The 15,623-nt window shown below is 71.4% G+C and carries 14 protein-coding genes and 1 pseudogene; 5 read left to right on the top strand and 10 right to left on the bottom strand.

The genetic code is table 11. From position 1 onward, the window contains the following. Together N4P33_RS22215 and egtD are read left to right on the top strand one after the other, a co-directional pair. Window positions 1-498, top strand: a pseudogene (locus N4P33_RS22215) (class II glutamine amidotransferase); the annotation flags it as partial. Next, complete coding sequence (gene egtD, locus N4P33_RS22210) at window positions 495-1,457, top strand: L-histidine N(alpha)-methyltransferase (RefSeq protein ID WP_260828400.1); 963 nt, start codon at window positions 495-497, stop codon at window positions 1,455-1,457. The pseudogene N4P33_RS22215 and the gene egtD, both read left to right, overlap by 4 nt. 90 nt (window positions 1,458-1,547) lie before the next feature. Here egtD and N4P33_RS22205 read toward each other — a convergent pair whose 3' ends face one another. Further along, window positions 1,548-2,810 (bottom strand): extracellular solute-binding protein, encoded by a 1,263-nt coding sequence (locus tag N4P33_RS22205; RefSeq protein WP_260828399.1) that lies wholly within the window; start codon window positions 2,808-2,810, stop codon window positions 1,548-1,550. 232 nt (window positions 2,811-3,042) lie between these two features. On the opposite strand from N4P33_RS22205, the gene N4P33_RS22200 reads away from it, so the two are divergent. After that, complete coding sequence (locus tag N4P33_RS22200) at window positions 3,043-3,258, top strand: dodecin (protein ID WP_260828398.1); 216 nt, start codon at window positions 3,043-3,045, stop codon at window positions 3,256-3,258. Between the two features lie 15 nt (window positions 3,259-3,273). On the opposite strand, the gene N4P33_RS22195 is transcribed toward N4P33_RS22200, so the two are convergent. After that, window positions 3,274-3,765, bottom strand: a complete 492-nt coding sequence (locus N4P33_RS22195; RefSeq protein WP_260828397.1) for a hypothetical protein — start codon at window positions 3,763-3,765, stop codon at window positions 3,274-3,276. Between the two features lie 73 nt (window positions 3,766-3,838). On the opposite strand from N4P33_RS22195, the gene N4P33_RS22190 reads away from it, so the two are divergent. Beyond that, the gene (locus N4P33_RS22190) at window positions 3,839-4,858 is read left to right on the top strand and encodes an LLM class flavin-dependent oxidoreductase (RefSeq protein ID WP_260828396.1); all 1,020 of its coding nucleotides are present in this window, start codon (window positions 3,839-3,841) and stop codon (window positions 4,856-4,858) included. Here N4P33_RS22190 and N4P33_RS22185 read toward each other — a convergent pair. From N4P33_RS22185 to N4P33_RS22165, 5 genes are all read right to left on the bottom strand, one after another. Beyond that, window positions 4,777-5,664 (bottom strand): 1-acyl-sn-glycerol-3-phosphate acyltransferase, encoded by an 888-nt coding sequence (locus tag N4P33_RS22185; protein WP_260828395.1) that lies wholly within the window; start codon window positions 5,662-5,664, stop codon window positions 4,777-4,779. The genes N4P33_RS22190 and N4P33_RS22185 overlap by 82 nt on opposite strands. Further along, complete coding sequence (locus N4P33_RS22180; RefSeq protein ID WP_260828394.1) at window positions 5,664-6,410, bottom strand: GNAT family N-acetyltransferase; 747 nt, start codon at window positions 6,408-6,410, stop codon at window positions 5,664-5,666. The genes N4P33_RS22185 and N4P33_RS22180 overlap by 1 nt, the downstream gene beginning before the upstream one ends. Before the next feature lie 204 nt (window positions 6,411-6,614). Beyond that, window positions 6,615-7,364: a succinate dehydrogenase/fumarate reductase iron-sulfur subunit gene (locus tag N4P33_RS22175; protein ID WP_260828393.1), complete on the bottom strand. Its 750-nt coding sequence runs from the start codon at window positions 7,362-7,364 to the stop codon at window positions 6,615-6,617. After that, a complete protein-coding gene (locus N4P33_RS22170) occupies window positions 7,361-9,310 on the bottom strand; it encodes a fumarate reductase/succinate dehydrogenase flavoprotein subunit (protein ID WP_260828392.1) in 1,950 nt (649 codons plus the stop codon). Before N4P33_RS22170 ends, N4P33_RS22175 begins: the two co-directional genes overlap by 4 nt. A gap of 3 nt (window positions 9,311-9,313) precedes the next feature. Further along, window positions 9,314-9,985: a succinate dehydrogenase gene (locus N4P33_RS22165; protein ID WP_260828391.1), complete on the bottom strand. Its 672-nt coding sequence runs from the start codon at window positions 9,983-9,985 to the stop codon at window positions 9,314-9,316. A 131-nt stretch (window positions 9,986-10,116) separates the two neighbouring features. Here N4P33_RS22165 and N4P33_RS22160 point away from each other — a divergent pair, with 131 nt between their 5' ends. Then, on the top strand, window positions 10,117-11,001 hold the full coding sequence (locus tag N4P33_RS22160; RefSeq protein ID WP_260828390.1) for a LysR family transcriptional regulator: 885 nt from the start codon (window positions 10,117-10,119) through the stop codon (window positions 10,999-11,001). An 83-nt stretch (window positions 11,002-11,084) separates the two neighbouring features. On the opposite strand, the gene N4P33_RS22155 is transcribed toward N4P33_RS22160, so the two are convergent. The 3 genes from N4P33_RS22155 to N4P33_RS22145 all read right to left on the bottom strand — a co-directional run bounded on the left by N4P33_RS22155 (window position 11,085) and on the right by N4P33_RS22145 (window position 15,233). Then, a complete protein-coding gene (locus N4P33_RS22155) occupies window positions 11,085-13,229 on the bottom strand; it encodes a bifunctional diguanylate cyclase/phosphodiesterase (RefSeq protein ID WP_260828389.1) in 2,145 nt (714 codons plus the stop codon). Further along, window positions 13,226-14,038 carry an SAM-dependent methyltransferase gene (locus tag N4P33_RS22150; RefSeq protein WP_260828388.1) on the bottom strand — a complete coding sequence of 271 codons (813 nt, stop codon included), beginning with the start codon at window positions 14,036-14,038 and terminating at the stop codon, window positions 13,226-13,228. The genes N4P33_RS22155 and N4P33_RS22150 overlap by 4 nt, the downstream gene beginning before the upstream one ends. Window positions 14,039-14,297: 259 nt before the next feature. After that, window positions 14,298-15,233, bottom strand: a complete 936-nt coding sequence (locus N4P33_RS22145) for an SCO0930 family lipoprotein (protein ID WP_260828401.1) — start codon at window positions 15,231-15,233, stop codon at window positions 14,298-14,300. Window positions 15,234-15,623 lie beyond the last annotated feature (390 nt).

Genomic DNA, 15,623 nt, shown 5'->3' with positions numbered 1-15,623 from the left:
GGGACCTGGCTGTTCAGCCACAACGGGGCCGTCGCCGGCTGGCCGGGCGCCCTCACACCGCTGGTGTCCACCCTGCCGGCCGAGGACCTGCTGGCGCTGGAGGCCCGCAACGACTCGGCGTTCGTCTGGGCGCTGGTGCTGGCCCGGCTCAGGGCCGGCGACGAGGAGGGCCAGGCGCTGGCCGACACGGTGACGGAGGTCGCCGCTGCCGCCCCCGGCTCCCGGCTGAACGTGCTGCTCACCAACGGTGACACGGTCACGGCGACCGCCTGGGGCGACACGCTGTGGTACCTGGCCCGGCCCGGCGGCGGCACCGTCGTGGCCTCCGAGCCCTTCGACGACGACCCGCACTGGCAGGAGGTCCCCGACCGCACCCTGCTCACGGCGAGCCGCACGGACGTGCTGCTCACCCCGCTGAAAGAGCCGACCGACGATCTGGCGCCCGCCCCCGCCCCGGGCCCCGCCCGAGCCGCGTCACCGAAGGAGCCCCGTACGTGAGCCCGTTCCGCATCACCCGCACGCTGCCCGAGGACACCACCGGCGCCGCCCTGCGCGCCGATGTCCGGCAGGGCCTGACGAGCACACCCAAGACGCTGCCGCCGAAGTGGTTCTACGACGCCCACGGCAGCGACCTGTTCGAGAAGATCACCGAACTGCCCGAGTACTACCCGACGCGCGCCGAGCGCGAGATCCTGCTCGCCCGCGCGGGCGAGATCGCCGCGGCGGCCGGCGCCCGCACCCTGGTCGAACTGGGCTCCGGCTCCTCGGAGAAGACGCGGTATCTGATCGACGCCCTCACCGAGCTGCACACCTACGTGCCCGTCGACGTCAGTGACAGCGCCCTCACCCAGGCCGGTGAGGCGCTCGCCGCCGAGCGGCCCGGGCTGCGGGTGCACGCGCTGATCGCCGACTTCACGGGCCGGCTGACGCTGCCGGAGGCGCCGGGGCCGCGCCTCGTGGCCTTCCTCGGCGGCACCATCGGCAATCTGCTCCCCGAGGAGCGGGCCGCGTTCCTGGCCTCGGTCCGCGCGCTGCTCTCCCCCGGCGACGGTCTGCTGCTCGGCACGGACCTGGTCAAGGACGAGAAGGTGCTGGTCCGGGCGTACGACGACAGCGCCGGGGTGACGGCCGCGTTCAACAAGAACGTGCTGACCGTGATCAACCGGGAGCTGGGCGCCGACTTCGATCCGGACGGCTTCGAACATGTCGCCCTGTGGGACGCCGAGCGGGAGTGGATCGAGATGCGGCTGCGCTCCCGCGCGGCGCAGACGGTGAAGGTGCCCGCGCTGGACCTCGCCGTCGACTTCGCGGCCGGCGAGGAGCTGCGCACCGAGGTCTCGGCGAAGTTCCGCGAGGCGGGCGTCCGCGCGGAACTGGCCGCCGCGGGGCTGGAGTTGACCCGCTGGTGGACGGACGAGGAGGGCCGCTTCGCGCTGTCGCTGAGCACGGTGCGCTGAGCTCGGTGCGTTGAGCTCGGTGCGTTGAGCTCGGGGCACTGAGCACAAGTCGCTGAGCACGGGGCGCCCGAGGGCCGGGCGGCCCGCCGGTCACTGCACGTCGGGGTTCAGGGCCTCGGTGATCCGGCGGGAGGCCCTCTCGGCCTCGGCGGCCGGGTCGGCCCCGGTGAGCACCTTGGTCATGTACTCCTTGATCGGGTTGTCCGCCTCGACGGCACCCCAGTTGGGGGTGATGGGGGTCGCGCGGCCCTGTGCGGCTCCGGCCGCCATGGCCGCGACGGCCTCCTGCCCGGCCACGGCGTCGGCGAGCGTGGTCTTGTTGGGGACGTAGTCCATGGTGCGGGCCAGTTCGGTGTTCCACTTCTCGCCGGCGAGGGCGGAGACGACCTCGACGGCGGCGTCCTTGACATCGGTGTTCGCCGGGACGACCAGGTCGGAGCCGCCGGTGAAGACGGCGCCGGGCTCGCCTGCGGTGATCCCGGGGACGGGGAAGTAGCCCAGTTTGCCCTTGAGTTCGGGATTCTGCTGCAGGATCGCCCGGGCCAGCCCGGGGACGGCGACGATCTGCGCCACGTCGCCCCGGGCGAACACCTCGGCCTGCGGCGGGTGTTCCTCGTCGGCGTCGACCGGTCCGTCGCCGAGTGCCTGGAGCCGGCGGTAGAAGTCCATGCCGCGCAGCGCCTTCTCGGAGTCCAGCGCGCCCCGCCAGACGCCGCCGCGTTCCTCGGCGAGCTCGCCGCCCGCCTCCCAGATGAACCCGGCGAGCGTGTACCAGTCCTGGCCGGCCAGGTAGATGCCCTGGTTCCCCCCGGTGTCGAGCTTCTCGGTGACCGTGAGCCACTCCGCCTGGGTCTTCGGCGGTGCGGTGATCCCGGCCTGCCGGAAGAGGTCCTTGCGGTGGATGACGACCCGGTTGGCGGCGTACCAGGGGATGCCGTACTGGCTGGTGCCCCACCGGCCCGGTTCGGCGAGGCCGGGCAGCCAGGCCTTGTCCGGGTCCCAGTCGCGCACCGCCTCCAGGGTGAGTTCGTGCAGATCGCCGCCCTCGGCGTACTGGGCGACCTGGGTGTTTCCGACCTCGATGACATCGGGGGCGCCCTGGCTGCCGCCGTCCAGCGCTCTCTGGACCTTCTCGCCGATGCCGGTCCATTCCTGGATGCGGATGTCGAGTTCGAGGCCGGAGTGGGTGCGTTCGAAGTCCTCGGTGAAGCGGTCGAGGAATTCCTGGGAGGCGCTGTGCCGCATCAGCCACACGGTGACGGTGCGCCGTTCGGCTTCGCCGCCCGGCAACACCCCGCAGCCGCTGAGCAGGGCGGCGGACACACAGACGAGGGCGAGCAGTCGACGTCTCACGTGGGGTCCTGTTTCTGTCTGACGGACAGGGGTGCTGGGCCCGACGTGGGGGGAGAGCGGGAGCTCGTCCGGGTGTCCCGCATCTTGGTATGGACCAATACGGAAGGTCAAGGGCGTAGGGCATACGGAGCCGACGTCTCGCGCTCCGCCACGGCTTGGGGCACGGTGGAGTGACGTGTGACACAGGCGGCACCGCCGGGCCGGAGAAGCCGTCAGGGAGAGGAGCACCCGTATGTCGAACCACACCTACCGGGTCACGGAGATCGTCGGCACCTCGCCCGACGGCGTCGACCAGGCGATCCGCAACGGCATCGAACGTGCCTCGCAGACGCTGCGCAATCTGGACTGGTTCGAGGTGACCCAGGTGCGCGGCCAGATCGAGGAGGGCCGGATCGCGCACTGGCAGGTGGGCCTGAAGGTCGGCTTCCGCCTGGAGGACACGGAATAGACCCGCCCGCCCGTTCTAGGTACGGCCCTCACGCTCCTGGGCCGCCTTGAGCTCGCCCGACGGACTCGCCCAGCGGGCCTGCAGGACGGTGAAGCCCGCGCGGCGGGCGTCCTCGCAGACCAGTTCGTCGTCGTCCACGAGGACTCGGACGTCCCGGGTGCGGGCGAGGCGGCGCAGGATGGCCAGCTTGGTGTAGCGGGCGGGGCGGCGGTCGGCGTCGCCGCGCATGTGGACGGTGCCCTCGGGCAGCCCGTGGGCGGCGAGCCAGTCCAGGGTGTCGCGGCGGCAGCGTTCGGGGCGCCCGGTGAGGTAGACGATCTCGCACTCGCGGGCGCTCTCGCGCACCAGCGCGACGCCCTCCGCGAGCGGCGGGTCCTGCGGGGCCGCGGCGAAGAAGGCGTCCCAGTCACGCGGTCTGCGCTCCAGGAACCTCTGCCGGTGCGCGGTGTCGGCGAGCGTGTTGTCCAGGTCGAACACGGCCAGCGGCCGCCTGCTGCTGTCGGTCACGACGCCCAGCCTAGTCAGGGCCACGACATGACCCGGTGAGGAATCCCCGGTCCCGTCCTGCGTTGAACCTTGTATGAGCTCCGTGATCGCCTCGGCCCGCTTCTCCGTTCTCGACCGCTCGCGCACCCGTGAGGGCCGCACCGGCCCCGAGGCGCTGCGGGACACCGTGCGGCTGGCGCGGGAGGTGGAGCGGCTCGGCTACCACGGGTTCTGGGTGTCCGAGCACCACGGCGTGCCCGGCGTGGCCGGTTCGGCGCCGACCGTCCTGGCCGCCGCGGTCGCGGGCGCGACGCGCACGATCCGCGTCGGCACCGGCGGGGTGATGCTGCCCAACCACCGGCCGCTGGTGGTGGCCGAGCAGTTCGGGGTGCTGGAGTCCCTGTTCCCCGGCCGGATCGACATGGGCCTCGGCCGCTCCGTCGGCTTCACGGACGGCGTGCGCAAGGCGCTCGGACGGGACCAGGGCGACGCCGAGGACTTCGCCGCCCAGCTCGAGGAGTTGCTCGGCTGGTTCCGCGGCACGTCCCCCACCGGGGTGCACGCCCGGCCCGCCGAGGGCCTGACGGTCCCCCCGTTCGTGCTGGCCATGGGTGAGGGCGCCACGATCGCCGCCCGCGCCGGGCTGCCGATGGTCATCGGCGACCTGCGCGGCCGTGACCGGATGCTGCGCGGCATCGACACGTACCGGGCGGCGTTCCGCCCCTCCCCCTGGGCGAGCGAGCCGTACGTCGTGATCTCCGGGACGATCGCCGTGGCCGCCACCGACGAGGGGGCCCGGCGCCTGCTGATACCGGAGGCCTGGTCGATGGCGTACTCCCGCACGCACGGCACCTTCCCGCCGCTGCCGCCGGCCGAGCGGGTCGACGCGCTGCCGATGACCGCCAAGGAGCGTGGCTTCTACCAGTCCGGCCTCTCCGGTCACATCGCCGGCACCGAGGAGCAGCTGGCGGAGGAGCTGGAGACGGTGCTGAAGGAGACCGGCGCCCAGGAGGTCCTGGTCACCACCAGCACCTACGACCGCGAGGCCCTGCTCGACTCGTACCGCAGGCTGGCCCGGCTCACCGGCCTGGGGGATGCCACCGCCCGTTCGTGAACTCCCCGGGGTGCGGCATGCCGCGGCCCGCCCGTGCACTCCCCAGGCTGCGCGGCGGCGGCCAGTGCGCGGCGGTCGGTGTGACGGCCCGGCGGTATCGGAGGCAGCACCTCCACATCGGCGAGGAGCCGGCGGGCCGAGGCCACCCGCCACAGCGACGCGAGCAGCGTGTCGTCGCCGACGAAGGCGGGCGCGGTGGCAGGCGTGCCCCGGTCGGTCCGATAGCGGATGCGGACCGGCTGGACCGGGACACCCGCGTCCAGGGCCGCCTGGAAGACGGCCCGGCGGAAGGTCCCCTGGGCGCGCCCGCACCAGGTGCTGCCCTCCGGGAACACGGCGACCGCCGCGCCCCGTTCCAGCTCCCCGGCGATCCGGGCGACCGTCTCCGGCAGCGCGCGCAGCCGGTCACGCTCGATGAACAGCGCACCGCCGCGCGCGGCCAGCGGTCCGGCCACCGGCCACCGGCGTATCTCCGCCTTGGCCAGCATGCGCGCCGGACGGACCGCGGAGAGCAGCGGCACGTCCAGCCACGAGATGTGATTGGCGACGAGCAGCAGCCCGCCGCTGGGCGCGGCGGCACCGGCGATCCGGACCCGGACCCCGGCCGCCCGCACCACCCACCGGCACCAGCGCCGCACCGCACCGCCCGGTATCCACCGGCCGCACGGCACGAGCACGACCGCGGCGAGCACCAGAACGGCGACGCCCGCCAGCCGCAGCACGGCCCGCGGCACCGCCACCGCCGTGGCCGTCGGCTCCACACAGCCCCGCGGGGTGCAGGGCGCACCGGGCAGCCAGACGCTCATCAGGCGGGGACGAGCGAGAGGAAGTGCCGCAGATAGCGCGGATTGACCCGGCTCATCGGCAGCAGGACGTAGAAGTCCGCGACCCCGAAGTCCACGTCGTGCGCCGGCTCCCCGCACACCCAGGCACCGAGGCGGAGATAGCCGCGCAGCAGCGCGGGCAGCTCCGCGCGGGCGGTGCCCGGGTCGCCGGGCGTCCAGGGCAGCAGGGGCCGTACCCGGTACTCCTCCGGGGCGAGGTGCCGTTCCCGCACCCGCTCCCAGGTGGCCGAGGCCAGCGTGCCCCCGTCGGCCAGCGGCACCGAGCAGCAGCCCGCCAGCCACTCGTGACCGTGCTCGACCATGTACCGGGCGATCCCGGCCCAGATCAGGCCGATGACCGTCCCGTCACGGTGCCCGGGGTGCACACAGGACCGCCCGACCTCGACCAGCCCCGGCCGGATCGCGTCGAGCGCGGACATCTCGAACTCGCCCTCCGCGTACAGCCGCCCGGCGATCGCCGCCCGCTCGGGCGGCAGCAGCCGGTAGGTCCCGACGACCTGCCCGCTGACCTCCTCACGCACGAGCAGGTGATCGCAGTAGGCGTCGAAGGGGTCGATGTCGAGCCCCGGCTGCGGGCCGGACAGCAGAGCGCCCATCTCCCCGGCGAACACGTCGTGCCGCAGCCGCTGCGCTGCCCGCACATCCTCTTCGTCACGAGCAAGGCCGACGGTGTAGCGGGTGGGGGCGGCAGTCAGTACGCCGGTCATGGCACTCTCCTGGTCACGCGCGGGAGCGGGGAGCTGGGGACACCCCTGTTTGTCCCGGGGCCGGCTGTCGCGCACATGACCTGAACGGGGAGAGCGGATGTGAGAATGCTGAATACGAGACGGGGCCGGGATGAGCACCACTCCCGACCCCGCCCGTCCGCACGATTCGGCGAACGTTTTTCTTCTTGACCGACGTCAGCGGCGCTACCGCTTCGACACCTTCCGCGTAGCCCGCAACCACTCCTTGTTCATGCTGGTGATGGACATGAGCGGAATCCCCTTGGGACAAGCCGTCGCACACTCACCCGTGAGCGTGCACCCCCCGAACCCCTCCTCGTCCATCTGCGCCACCATGTCCAGCACCCGAGTCTCCCGCTCGGGCGCCCCCTGCGGCAGCACATTCAGATGATTGACCTTCGCCGACGTGAACAGCATCGCCGCACCGTTGGGGCACGCCGCCACACACGCCCCGCACCCGATGCACTCCGCGTGCTCGAACGCGAAGTCGGCGTCCGGCTTCGGCACCGGCGTGGCATGCGCCTCCGGCGCCGCACCCGTCGGCGCGGTGATGTAGCCGCCGGCCTGGATGATCCGGTCGAACGCGGACCGGTCGACCACCAGGTCCCTCACCACCGGGAAGGCCGCCGCCCGCCACGGCTCGATGTCGATCGTGTCGCCGTCCTTGAAGGACCGCATGTGCAACTGGCAGGTGGTGGTGCGCTCGGGCCCGTGCGCGTCGCCGTTGATGACGAGCGAACACGCGCCGCAGATGCCCTCGCGGCAGTCGTGGTCGAAGGCGACGGGGTCCTCACCGCGCAGGATGAGGTCCTCGTTGAGCGTGTCGAGCATCTCCAGGAACGACATGTCGGGCGAGATGCCGTCCACCTCGTACGTGGACATGGCGCCTTCGGCGTCGGCGTTCTTCTGCCGCCAGACGCGCAGGGTGAGCTTCATGCGTAGCTCCGCTGAGTGGGGTGGACGTACTCGAAGACCAGGTCTTCCTTGTGCAGGACGGGGGCGGAGCCGGTACCGGTGAACTCCCAGGCCGCCGCGTACGAGAACTCCTCGTCCTTGCGCGCCGCCTCGCCGTCCGGTGTCTGGGACTCCTCCCGGAAGTGCCCGCCGCAGGACTCCGTGCGGTGCAGCGCGTCGAGGCACATCAGCTCGGCGAGCTCCAGATAGTCGACGATGCGGTTCGCCTTCTCCAGGGACTGGTTGAACTCCTCGCCCGTCCCCGGGACCTTGATCCGCCGCCAGAACTCCTCGCGGATCTGCGGGATCCGCTCGAGCGCCTTGCGCAGCCCGGCGTCGCTACGGGCCATTCCGCAGAACTCCCACATCAGCTCGCCGAGTTCACGGTGGAAGGAGTCGGGCGTACGGTCGCCGTCCACGGCGAGCAGCCTGCGCAGCCGGGCCTCGGTCTCGGACACGACCTCCTGGACCACCGGGTGACCGGCGTCCACCTCGTCCTTGTGCGGGTTGCGGGCGAGGTAGTCGTTGATGGTGGCCGGCAGCACGAAGTAGCCGTCGGCGAGGCCCTGCATCAGCGCCGACGCGCCGAGCCGGTTGGCGCCGTGGTCGGAGAAGTTGGCCTCGCCGATCGCGAACAGGCCCGGGATGGTGGTCTGGAGGTCGTAGTCGACCCACAGGCCGCCCATCGTGTAGTGCACGGCGGGGTAGATCCGCATCGGCACCTCGTACGGATCCTCGTCGGTGATCCGCTGGTACATGTCGAAGAGGTTGCCGTACTTGGCCTCGACGGCCTTCCGGCCCATCCGCTTGATGGCGTCGGCGAAGTCCAGGTAGACGCCCTGGCCGCCGGGGCCCACTCCCCTGCCCTCGTCGCAGACGTTCTTCGCGGCGCGGGAGGCGATGTCGCGGGGGACCAGGTTGCCGAAGGACGGGTAGATGCGCTCCAGGTAGTAGTCGCGCTCGTCCTCCGGGATCTGGTGCGGCGGCCGGGTGTCGCCCTTGGCCTTGGGCACCCAGATCCGGCCGTCGTTGCGCAGCGACTCGCTCATCAGCGTCAGCTTGGACTGGTGGTCGCCGGTGCGCGGGATGCAGGTGGGGTGGATCTGGGTGAAGCAGGGGTTGGCGAAGTAGGCGCCGCGCCGGTGCGCCCGCCAGATCGCGGTCGCGTTGGAGTTCATGGCGTTGGTCGACAGGTAGAAGACGTTGCCGTAACCGCCGCTCGCCAGCACGACGGCGTCCGCGAAGTACGTGTCGATCTTCCCGGTGATCAGATCCCGGGCGACGATGCCGCGCGCCCGCCCGTCGACGACGATGAGGTCGAGCATCTCGGTGCGCGGGTGCATCTCGACGTTGCCGGCGGCGATCTGCCGGGACAGCGCCTGATACGCGCCCAGCAGCAGCTGCTGACCCGTCTGGCCGCGGGCGTAGAAGGTCCGCGACACCTGCACGCCGCCGAAGGAGCGGGTGTCGAGCAGGCCGCCGTACTCGCGGGCGAACGGCACGCCCTGCGCCACGCACTGGTCGATGATCTCGACGGAGATCTGCGCGAGGCGGTGCACGTTGGATTCGCGGGCGCGGAAGTCGCCGCCCTTGACGGTGTCGTAGAACAGGCGGTGGATGGAGTCGCCGTCGTTGCGGTAGTTCTTCGCCGCGTTGATGCCGCCCTGCGCGGCGATGGAGTGGGCGCGGCGCGGGGAGTCCTGGTAGCAGAACTGGACGACGTGGTAGCCCTGTTCGGCGAGGGTCGCGCCGGCCGAGCCGCCCGCGAGGCCCGTGCCCACCACGATCACCGTGTGCTTGCGCCGGTTGGCGGGGTTGACCAGTTTGGCCTCGAAGCGGCGCTTGTCCCAGCGTTCGTGGATCGGGCCGGCGGGGGCCTTGGTGTCGACGACCGGTTCGCCGGTCGTGTAGTCGGCGTAGGTAGTCATGGGTCAGCTCACCACTCCGGTCATGACGGCCACGGGTACGGCGATGAAGCCGGCCGTGAGCAGCAGCGCGAGGACGTTGGCGACGGTCTTCAGGGCGCGGTCGCGGGTGCGGCTGCCGGCGCCGAGGGTCTGGGCGGCGGACCAGAAGCCGTGCCGGATGTGCAGTCCGAGGGCGAGCATCGCGACGAGGTAGATGACATTGCCGTACCAGGTGGAGAAGGTGTCCACGACGTTCTGGTAGGGCTTGCCGCTCTCGAAGCCGCCGGTGTGCACGGTGCCGGTGGTCAGGTCGAGGATGTGCCAGACGATGAACAGGCCGAGGATGATCCCGCCCCAGCGCATGGTGCGGGTCGCGTAGCTCGCCCGCGGCTTCTTGTGCACGTACTTGCTGGGGCGCGCCTTGATGTCGCGGCGGCTGAGCTGGTACGCGGACACGGCGTGCGCGACGACGGCCACGACGAGGACGACGCGGACCAGCCACAGCGTCCACTCGTAGTGCATGAAGGGCTCGCCGACGGTGCGCAGCCAGTGCGCGTAGTGGTTGAACTCACCGGCCCCGAAGAAGATCTTCAGGTTGCCGATCATGTGGACGACCAGGTACAGCAGCATGATCAGTCCGCTGACCGCCATCACGGTCTTCTTGCCGACGGTCGAGTCCCACACGGTGCGTGCCATGGACGGCCGTCGGTCCGTCCGCGTTGCCAGAGCCATGGCATCAGACGCTAGGGCCGGAGGGCCCCATCGGTCCAAGACATGGATGAGCTCGTTTCGATAGGGAGTGCCTATGCACTGTCTATGATGGCCGTATGCAGTTCCAGCAGCTCCAGTACTTCGTGGCCGTCGCCGAGACCCGGCACTTCACGCGGGCCGCCGAGGCGGTCCATGTGGCGCAGCCGTCGCTGTCGCAGCAGATCAAGGCGCTGGAGCGGGAACTGGGCGCGGATCTGTTCCTGCGGGCCCGCGGCAACATCACGCTGACCGACGCGGGCGAGGCGCTGCTGCCGCTGGCCCGGCGGATCCTGGCCGACGCGGACACCGCGCGGCACGAGGTGCAGGAGCTGGTGCAGCTACGCAGCGGGCGGGTGCGGCTGGGGGCGACGCCGAGTCTGTGCACGGGGCTGCTGCCGGACGTGCTGCGGGCCTTCCACGACCGTTATCCGGGGATCAGGCTGATGATCGAGGAGGGCGGCTCGCACGACCTGGTGCGGGAGCTGGCGCGCGGTGCGCTGGATCTGGCGCTGGTGGTGCTGCCGCTGCCGACGCCGTCACCCGCGCTGACCACGGTGGAGCTGCTGCGGGAGGACCTGGTCGTGGTGTCGTCCCCGGACGCGCCGAAGCCGGGGCGGGGACGGCGTGCCGTCCGCATCGCCGACCTGGAGGGCGAGCGGCTGGTGATGTTCCGGCACGGGTACGACCTGCGGGAGTTGACCGTCGCGGCGTGTCGCTCCGCTGGGTTCGAGCCGGATTTCGCTGTGGAGGGGGGTGAGATGGACGCGGTGCTGGGGTTTGTGCGGGCGGGGCTCGGTTATGCCGTTGTGCCTCGGATGGTGGCGGCACGGTCGGGGCGGGGGTTGCGCGTCACTCCGCTGGCACGGCCGGGGTTGCATCGGACGATTGCGCTGGCTCATCGCAGTGATGTTGCTCCGCCTCGGGCTGCGCGGGAGTTGCAGCGGATGCTGTTGGAGCGGTGAGCTGCCCCCTGGCGCCGTAGGGGTTCAGCGCCGTTCGGGGGTGTGGGTTCGTTGTGGCTTGTCGCGCAGTTCCCCGCGCCCCTTCAGGGAGTTGCATCCGCCAGCGTCAGGTCGTGGAGGCTTTCCGGGGGGCCCGGGCGGGCGTAGTACCAGCCCTGGGCTGTGTCGCAGCCGAGTATGCGGAGTTGTTCGGCCTGGGCGCCTGTTTCGACGCCCTCGACCGTGACCGCGAGGTCGAGGCTGTGGGCGAGGGAGACGATACCCTCGACGATCTTGAGGTCGACCGGGTCCGCCGGGAACTGCTGCATGCTCTGGGTGAAGGAGCGGTCCAGTTTGAGGATGCTCACCGGGAGGCGGCGCAGGTTGGCGAGGTTGGAGTAGCCGGTGCCGAAGTCGTCGAGGGCGATGTCGACGCCCATCTCGGCGAGGCGGCGCAGGGGTTTGAGGAGGTCGTCGTCGGCGCCGATGAGGGCGGACTCGGTGACCTCCAGGCACAGGGCGCTGGGTTCGACGCCCGTGCGTTCCAGGATCTCCACGGTGTCCTGGACCAGGCCGGGGTGGGTCAGCTGGCAGGGCGAGAGGTTGACGTTGATCCGCAGCGGGCCGACGGCGTCGGTGCCGCCGTTGCGTTCCTGCCACGCGCGGGCCTGGCGCACGGACTGCTCCAGGACCCAGCGGCCGAGCGGGACGATCAGGCCGGTGTGCTCGGCGAGCGGGATGAAGCGGTCGGGGGACAGCACGCCGTGCTGCGGGTGCAGCCAGCGGACCAGGGCCTCGGCGCCCCGGACACTGCCGTCGCCGAGATGCACCAGCGGCTGGTACTCGATGAAGAACTCACCGCGTTCGAGAGCCGTGGGCAGCGCCGTGGTCAGGCCGTGCCGGGTGATGGCGCGGGCGTCCGCCTCCGGGTCGGCCAGCTCGAAGCGGTTGCCGCCCGCCGACTTGGCCCGGTACATGGTGATGTCGGCGCTGCGCAGCACCTCCGCCGCGCTGCGCTCCCCGGCGGGGCCCTCGACGATGCCGATGCTGCCGCGCACGGTCAGTTCCCGGCCGTCGATGCTGATGGGGGCGAGCAGCGCGTTCATGATGCGGGCGGCGAGCTCGTCGACCGTGCGCCGGGTGTCGGGGCCGGTGGTCAGGGCGACGAACTCGTCGCCGCCGAGCCGGGCGACCATCTCGCCGGGCGCCGTCGCGCAGGACTGGAGGCGGTCGGCGACCTCGACGAGCAGGCGGTCGCCGGCCGCGTGGCCGAGACTGTCGTTGACGGTCTTGAAGCCGTCCAGGTCGAGATAGCACAGGCCGAACCGCTGGCCCTCGCCGGCGCTCAGCGCCTTCTCCAGGCGCTCGAAGAAGAACGTGCGGTTGGGCAGACCGGTCAGCGCGTCGTGGGTGGCCTCGTAGCGCAGCCGGAGGTTGAGCAGGCGGCGCTCGGTGGTGTCCTCCATGAGGGCCAGCTGGTACTGCGGGTTGCCGTCGGGGTCGCGCAGCAGGGAGACGGTGAGGTTGGTCCACAGGACCGTTCCGTCAGGACGGTAGAACGCCTTCTCCACGTGGTAGTGCTCGCGTTCGCCGCGCACCAGCTCCTCGTAGAGCTTCCAGGTCTGCGGGGCATCGTCGGGATGGGTCCACTGGATGACGTTACGGCCGCGCAGCGTCTGCTCCGACAGGCCGAACATGCGCCGCAGGGCACCGTTGACCTGGAGGACGTTGCCCTCGAGGTCGGCGATGCCGATCCCTATGGCCGCGCCCTCGAACACCGCGCGGAACCTCGCCTCGGTGGCGTGCAGGGCCTGCGCCACGACGCCCTGGGCGCGCAGCGCGGCCTGAGCGACGGCCTCCTGCTCGGCCAGGGTCCGCCGGCGCAGCGCCTCGGCGAACCCTGCGGCCATGGCGTGCTGGAGCCGGGCGCAGCGCGCCCGGAGATCCTCGCGGTCGCCGTCGCCGCCGCAGTACAGAACCAGGTAGGCGTCCACGCAGTCGAGGGTGCGGCTGAGCGCGTCCGGGTCGGTGCAGTGTGCCTCGACCAGGGCGGCGCCGGCCGCCCGGCCCGCCTCGGCGTCGAACACCCGGGCGCGCAGCGCCTCGCTCAACCGCCGGGCCTCGGGCAGCAGTTGCTCCTCCAGCTCGGGCCGGGTCGACGACGTCGAGGTCACCGGGAAGACCGCCCGGCTCCAGATCGTCGCGAACCGGCGCAGTCTGTCCTCCGGCCCGTCCGGCTGTGCGCTCACGCCTTGCGCCCCACGCCCGCGAAACCGGAGAACGCATACGGATCCTCGTCCTCCGGCGCGGTGTCCGGCCGCCAGCGCGGCGGCGACACCAGTCCGGGTTCCACCATGTCGTACCCCTCGAAGAACCGCGCGATCTCGTCGCGCGAGCGCATGATCAGCGGGTTGCGGATGTTCTTGTAGACGTCCACCGCTCCCCCGGCCCGCTCCGGCGGCAGCGGAATGCCCTCGTAGGAGGCATGGGTGAGCACGAGCATGCTGCCGGGCGCGAGAGCCTCGCGCAGTTCGGTCACCGCCGTGTACGGGTCGTCCGTGTCTTCCACGAAGTGAAGTATGGCAACGAGAAGCAGCGCGACTGGCCGATTCAGGTCTATCAGTTCGTGCACCTCGGCGCTGTCCAGGATCTCCCGCGGCTTGCGGAGGTCGGCGGCGAGGATGCCGGCGTTGTCGTTGCCCTCCAGAACCGCCTGGCTGTGGGCCACGGCGACCGGGTCGTGGTCGACGTACATCACCCGCGCCCCGGGGTCGGCCGCCTGCGCCACCTCGTGCACATTGCCGAAGGTGGGTATGCCGGACCCGATGTCCAGGAACTGGGTGATGCCCTCGCCGACGGCGAAGCGCACCGCCCGCCGCATGAACGCCCGGTTCGCCTGCATGATCTTGGGCAGTCCCGGCATGAACTCCATGGCCCTGCGGGCCGCTTCCCGGTCGACCTCGAAATTGTGCGAACCGCCCAGGTAGTAGTCGTACATCCGGGAAACGCTCGGCACCGTGATGTCGATGCTCCGTGGGGCCCAGGCGGGACGCTCCATGTATCTCTCCGAGGCGTAGGCGATCCGGTGTTCGAGCAGAGGCTACTGATCGCCCGCCAAAGGGGCGACCCGAAACGGAAATTGACCATCCGTTCCCGGTCACTGCCAGCGGCACGTGCGTGTACTGAACCCCGGATCAGTACGGCAATTCCCCCCGTTTCCGGTGGTGTTCCCGGCAAAACGGTCCGCCCCCGCGTGTGATGCGCGGGGGCGGACCGGGGTCGGGGGCGCCGGAGTGGACGACACCCTGGGGAGGTTGCTACTTCTCCTGCGCTCCGACCGGCTTTCCGTCGGGCCGTACGGCGTACCAGGTGCCGCCGACGCCCTGACCGTTGGTGTCGCCCGGCGCCTTGTCGCCGGCGAAGGTGTAGATGGGCCAGCAGTTGATCGTCTGCTGCTCGGCGCCGTCGGGGCGCTTGAAGGTCATGTAGCCCTTCTCCTGGATGCCCTTGGTGTCCTCGAAGTCGACCGGTGCCACCACCGGCCACTTCTGCAGGCACGCGCCGGTGCAGGCGGACACGGGCTCGGGCCAGGCCTCGTCCTTCATGAAGCGGTAGACCGTCATGCCGTTCTTGTCGACGACGATCTCCCCGAGCTTCGGGTCCTTGCGGGTGGACAGGCCCGCCTGCTCGGCCGCCTGCGCCTTCTTGCCCTCGGGGTTGAGCGCGTACCACTTGCCGCCCACGCCCTGGCCCTTGATGTCACCGGCGTTGATGTCCTTCACGTAGCGGTACGCCGGCCAGCCGCCGATGGTGAGCTGCTTGGTGCCGTCGGCCCGGGTGACCTCGCCGAGCAGCGACTCGTCGATGCCCTCACCGGCGGCGGCGTCGTCGGCGGGCACCGGCGGCCAGGTCGTGGCGCAGTCGCCGTCGCAGTTGGACTTGGGCGGTTCGGCGGCGTCCTGGTCGAAGCGGTAGAGGGTGCGGCCGAGGCCGTCGGTCACCACCTTGCCGAGCTCGGCGTTGGTGGAGACGGCCAGTTTGCCGGCGGAGTCGTCCGGGCCGGTGGATGCCTGGGCGTCGCCGCCGGGCGCCTTCTCGGCTCCGCTGCCGATGCCGGCCAGGTCCCCGGCTCCGGCCGTGGCACCCACGTTCTGGCTGCTGGCCGGCGGAGCGTCCTGACCGCAGGCCGTCGTCAGGGCCAGCACCGCCGCGGCGCTCGCCACGAGCGAGGCGGTCCGCCAGGAGGTCTTCATCGTCAACTCCACATCATCGCAAGGGTGTTGTGTTGCAGCGCCCTGCTGTGCCGCCGCTCGACGATGAGTACGCACGGGGGTACCTGTTGTGTTCAACACGGCGGGGACTTCTTTCCGGAGCACGCGCATCCACGGCGGCGGCGTATTCGCTCGTTCGGGGCAATCGCCCGGTGCTGCGGCGTGGCCCGGCCCCGCGCGACTCATGATCTCCGTCGTGCAAGCACTCGTACCGACCCGATCCACGCTCACCGCACGGGCTTTGGCGGCTGCCGCGCTCGTCTGGGCGCTGCTCGGCGCGCCGGGCGCGGCGGTGGCCGACGCCTGCGCCTACGCCTCGACAGGGCCGGACGGCACGGAGGCGGTGGCGGTCGCGGGCAGCCTGACCTGGCC

This window comes from Streptomyces sp. 15-116A (assembly GCF_025290915.1).
Classification (GTDB): Bacteria; Actinomycetota; Actinomycetes; order Streptomycetales; family Streptomycetaceae; genus Streptomyces.
This window is presented reverse-complemented; position numbering and strand designations above follow the sequence as displayed.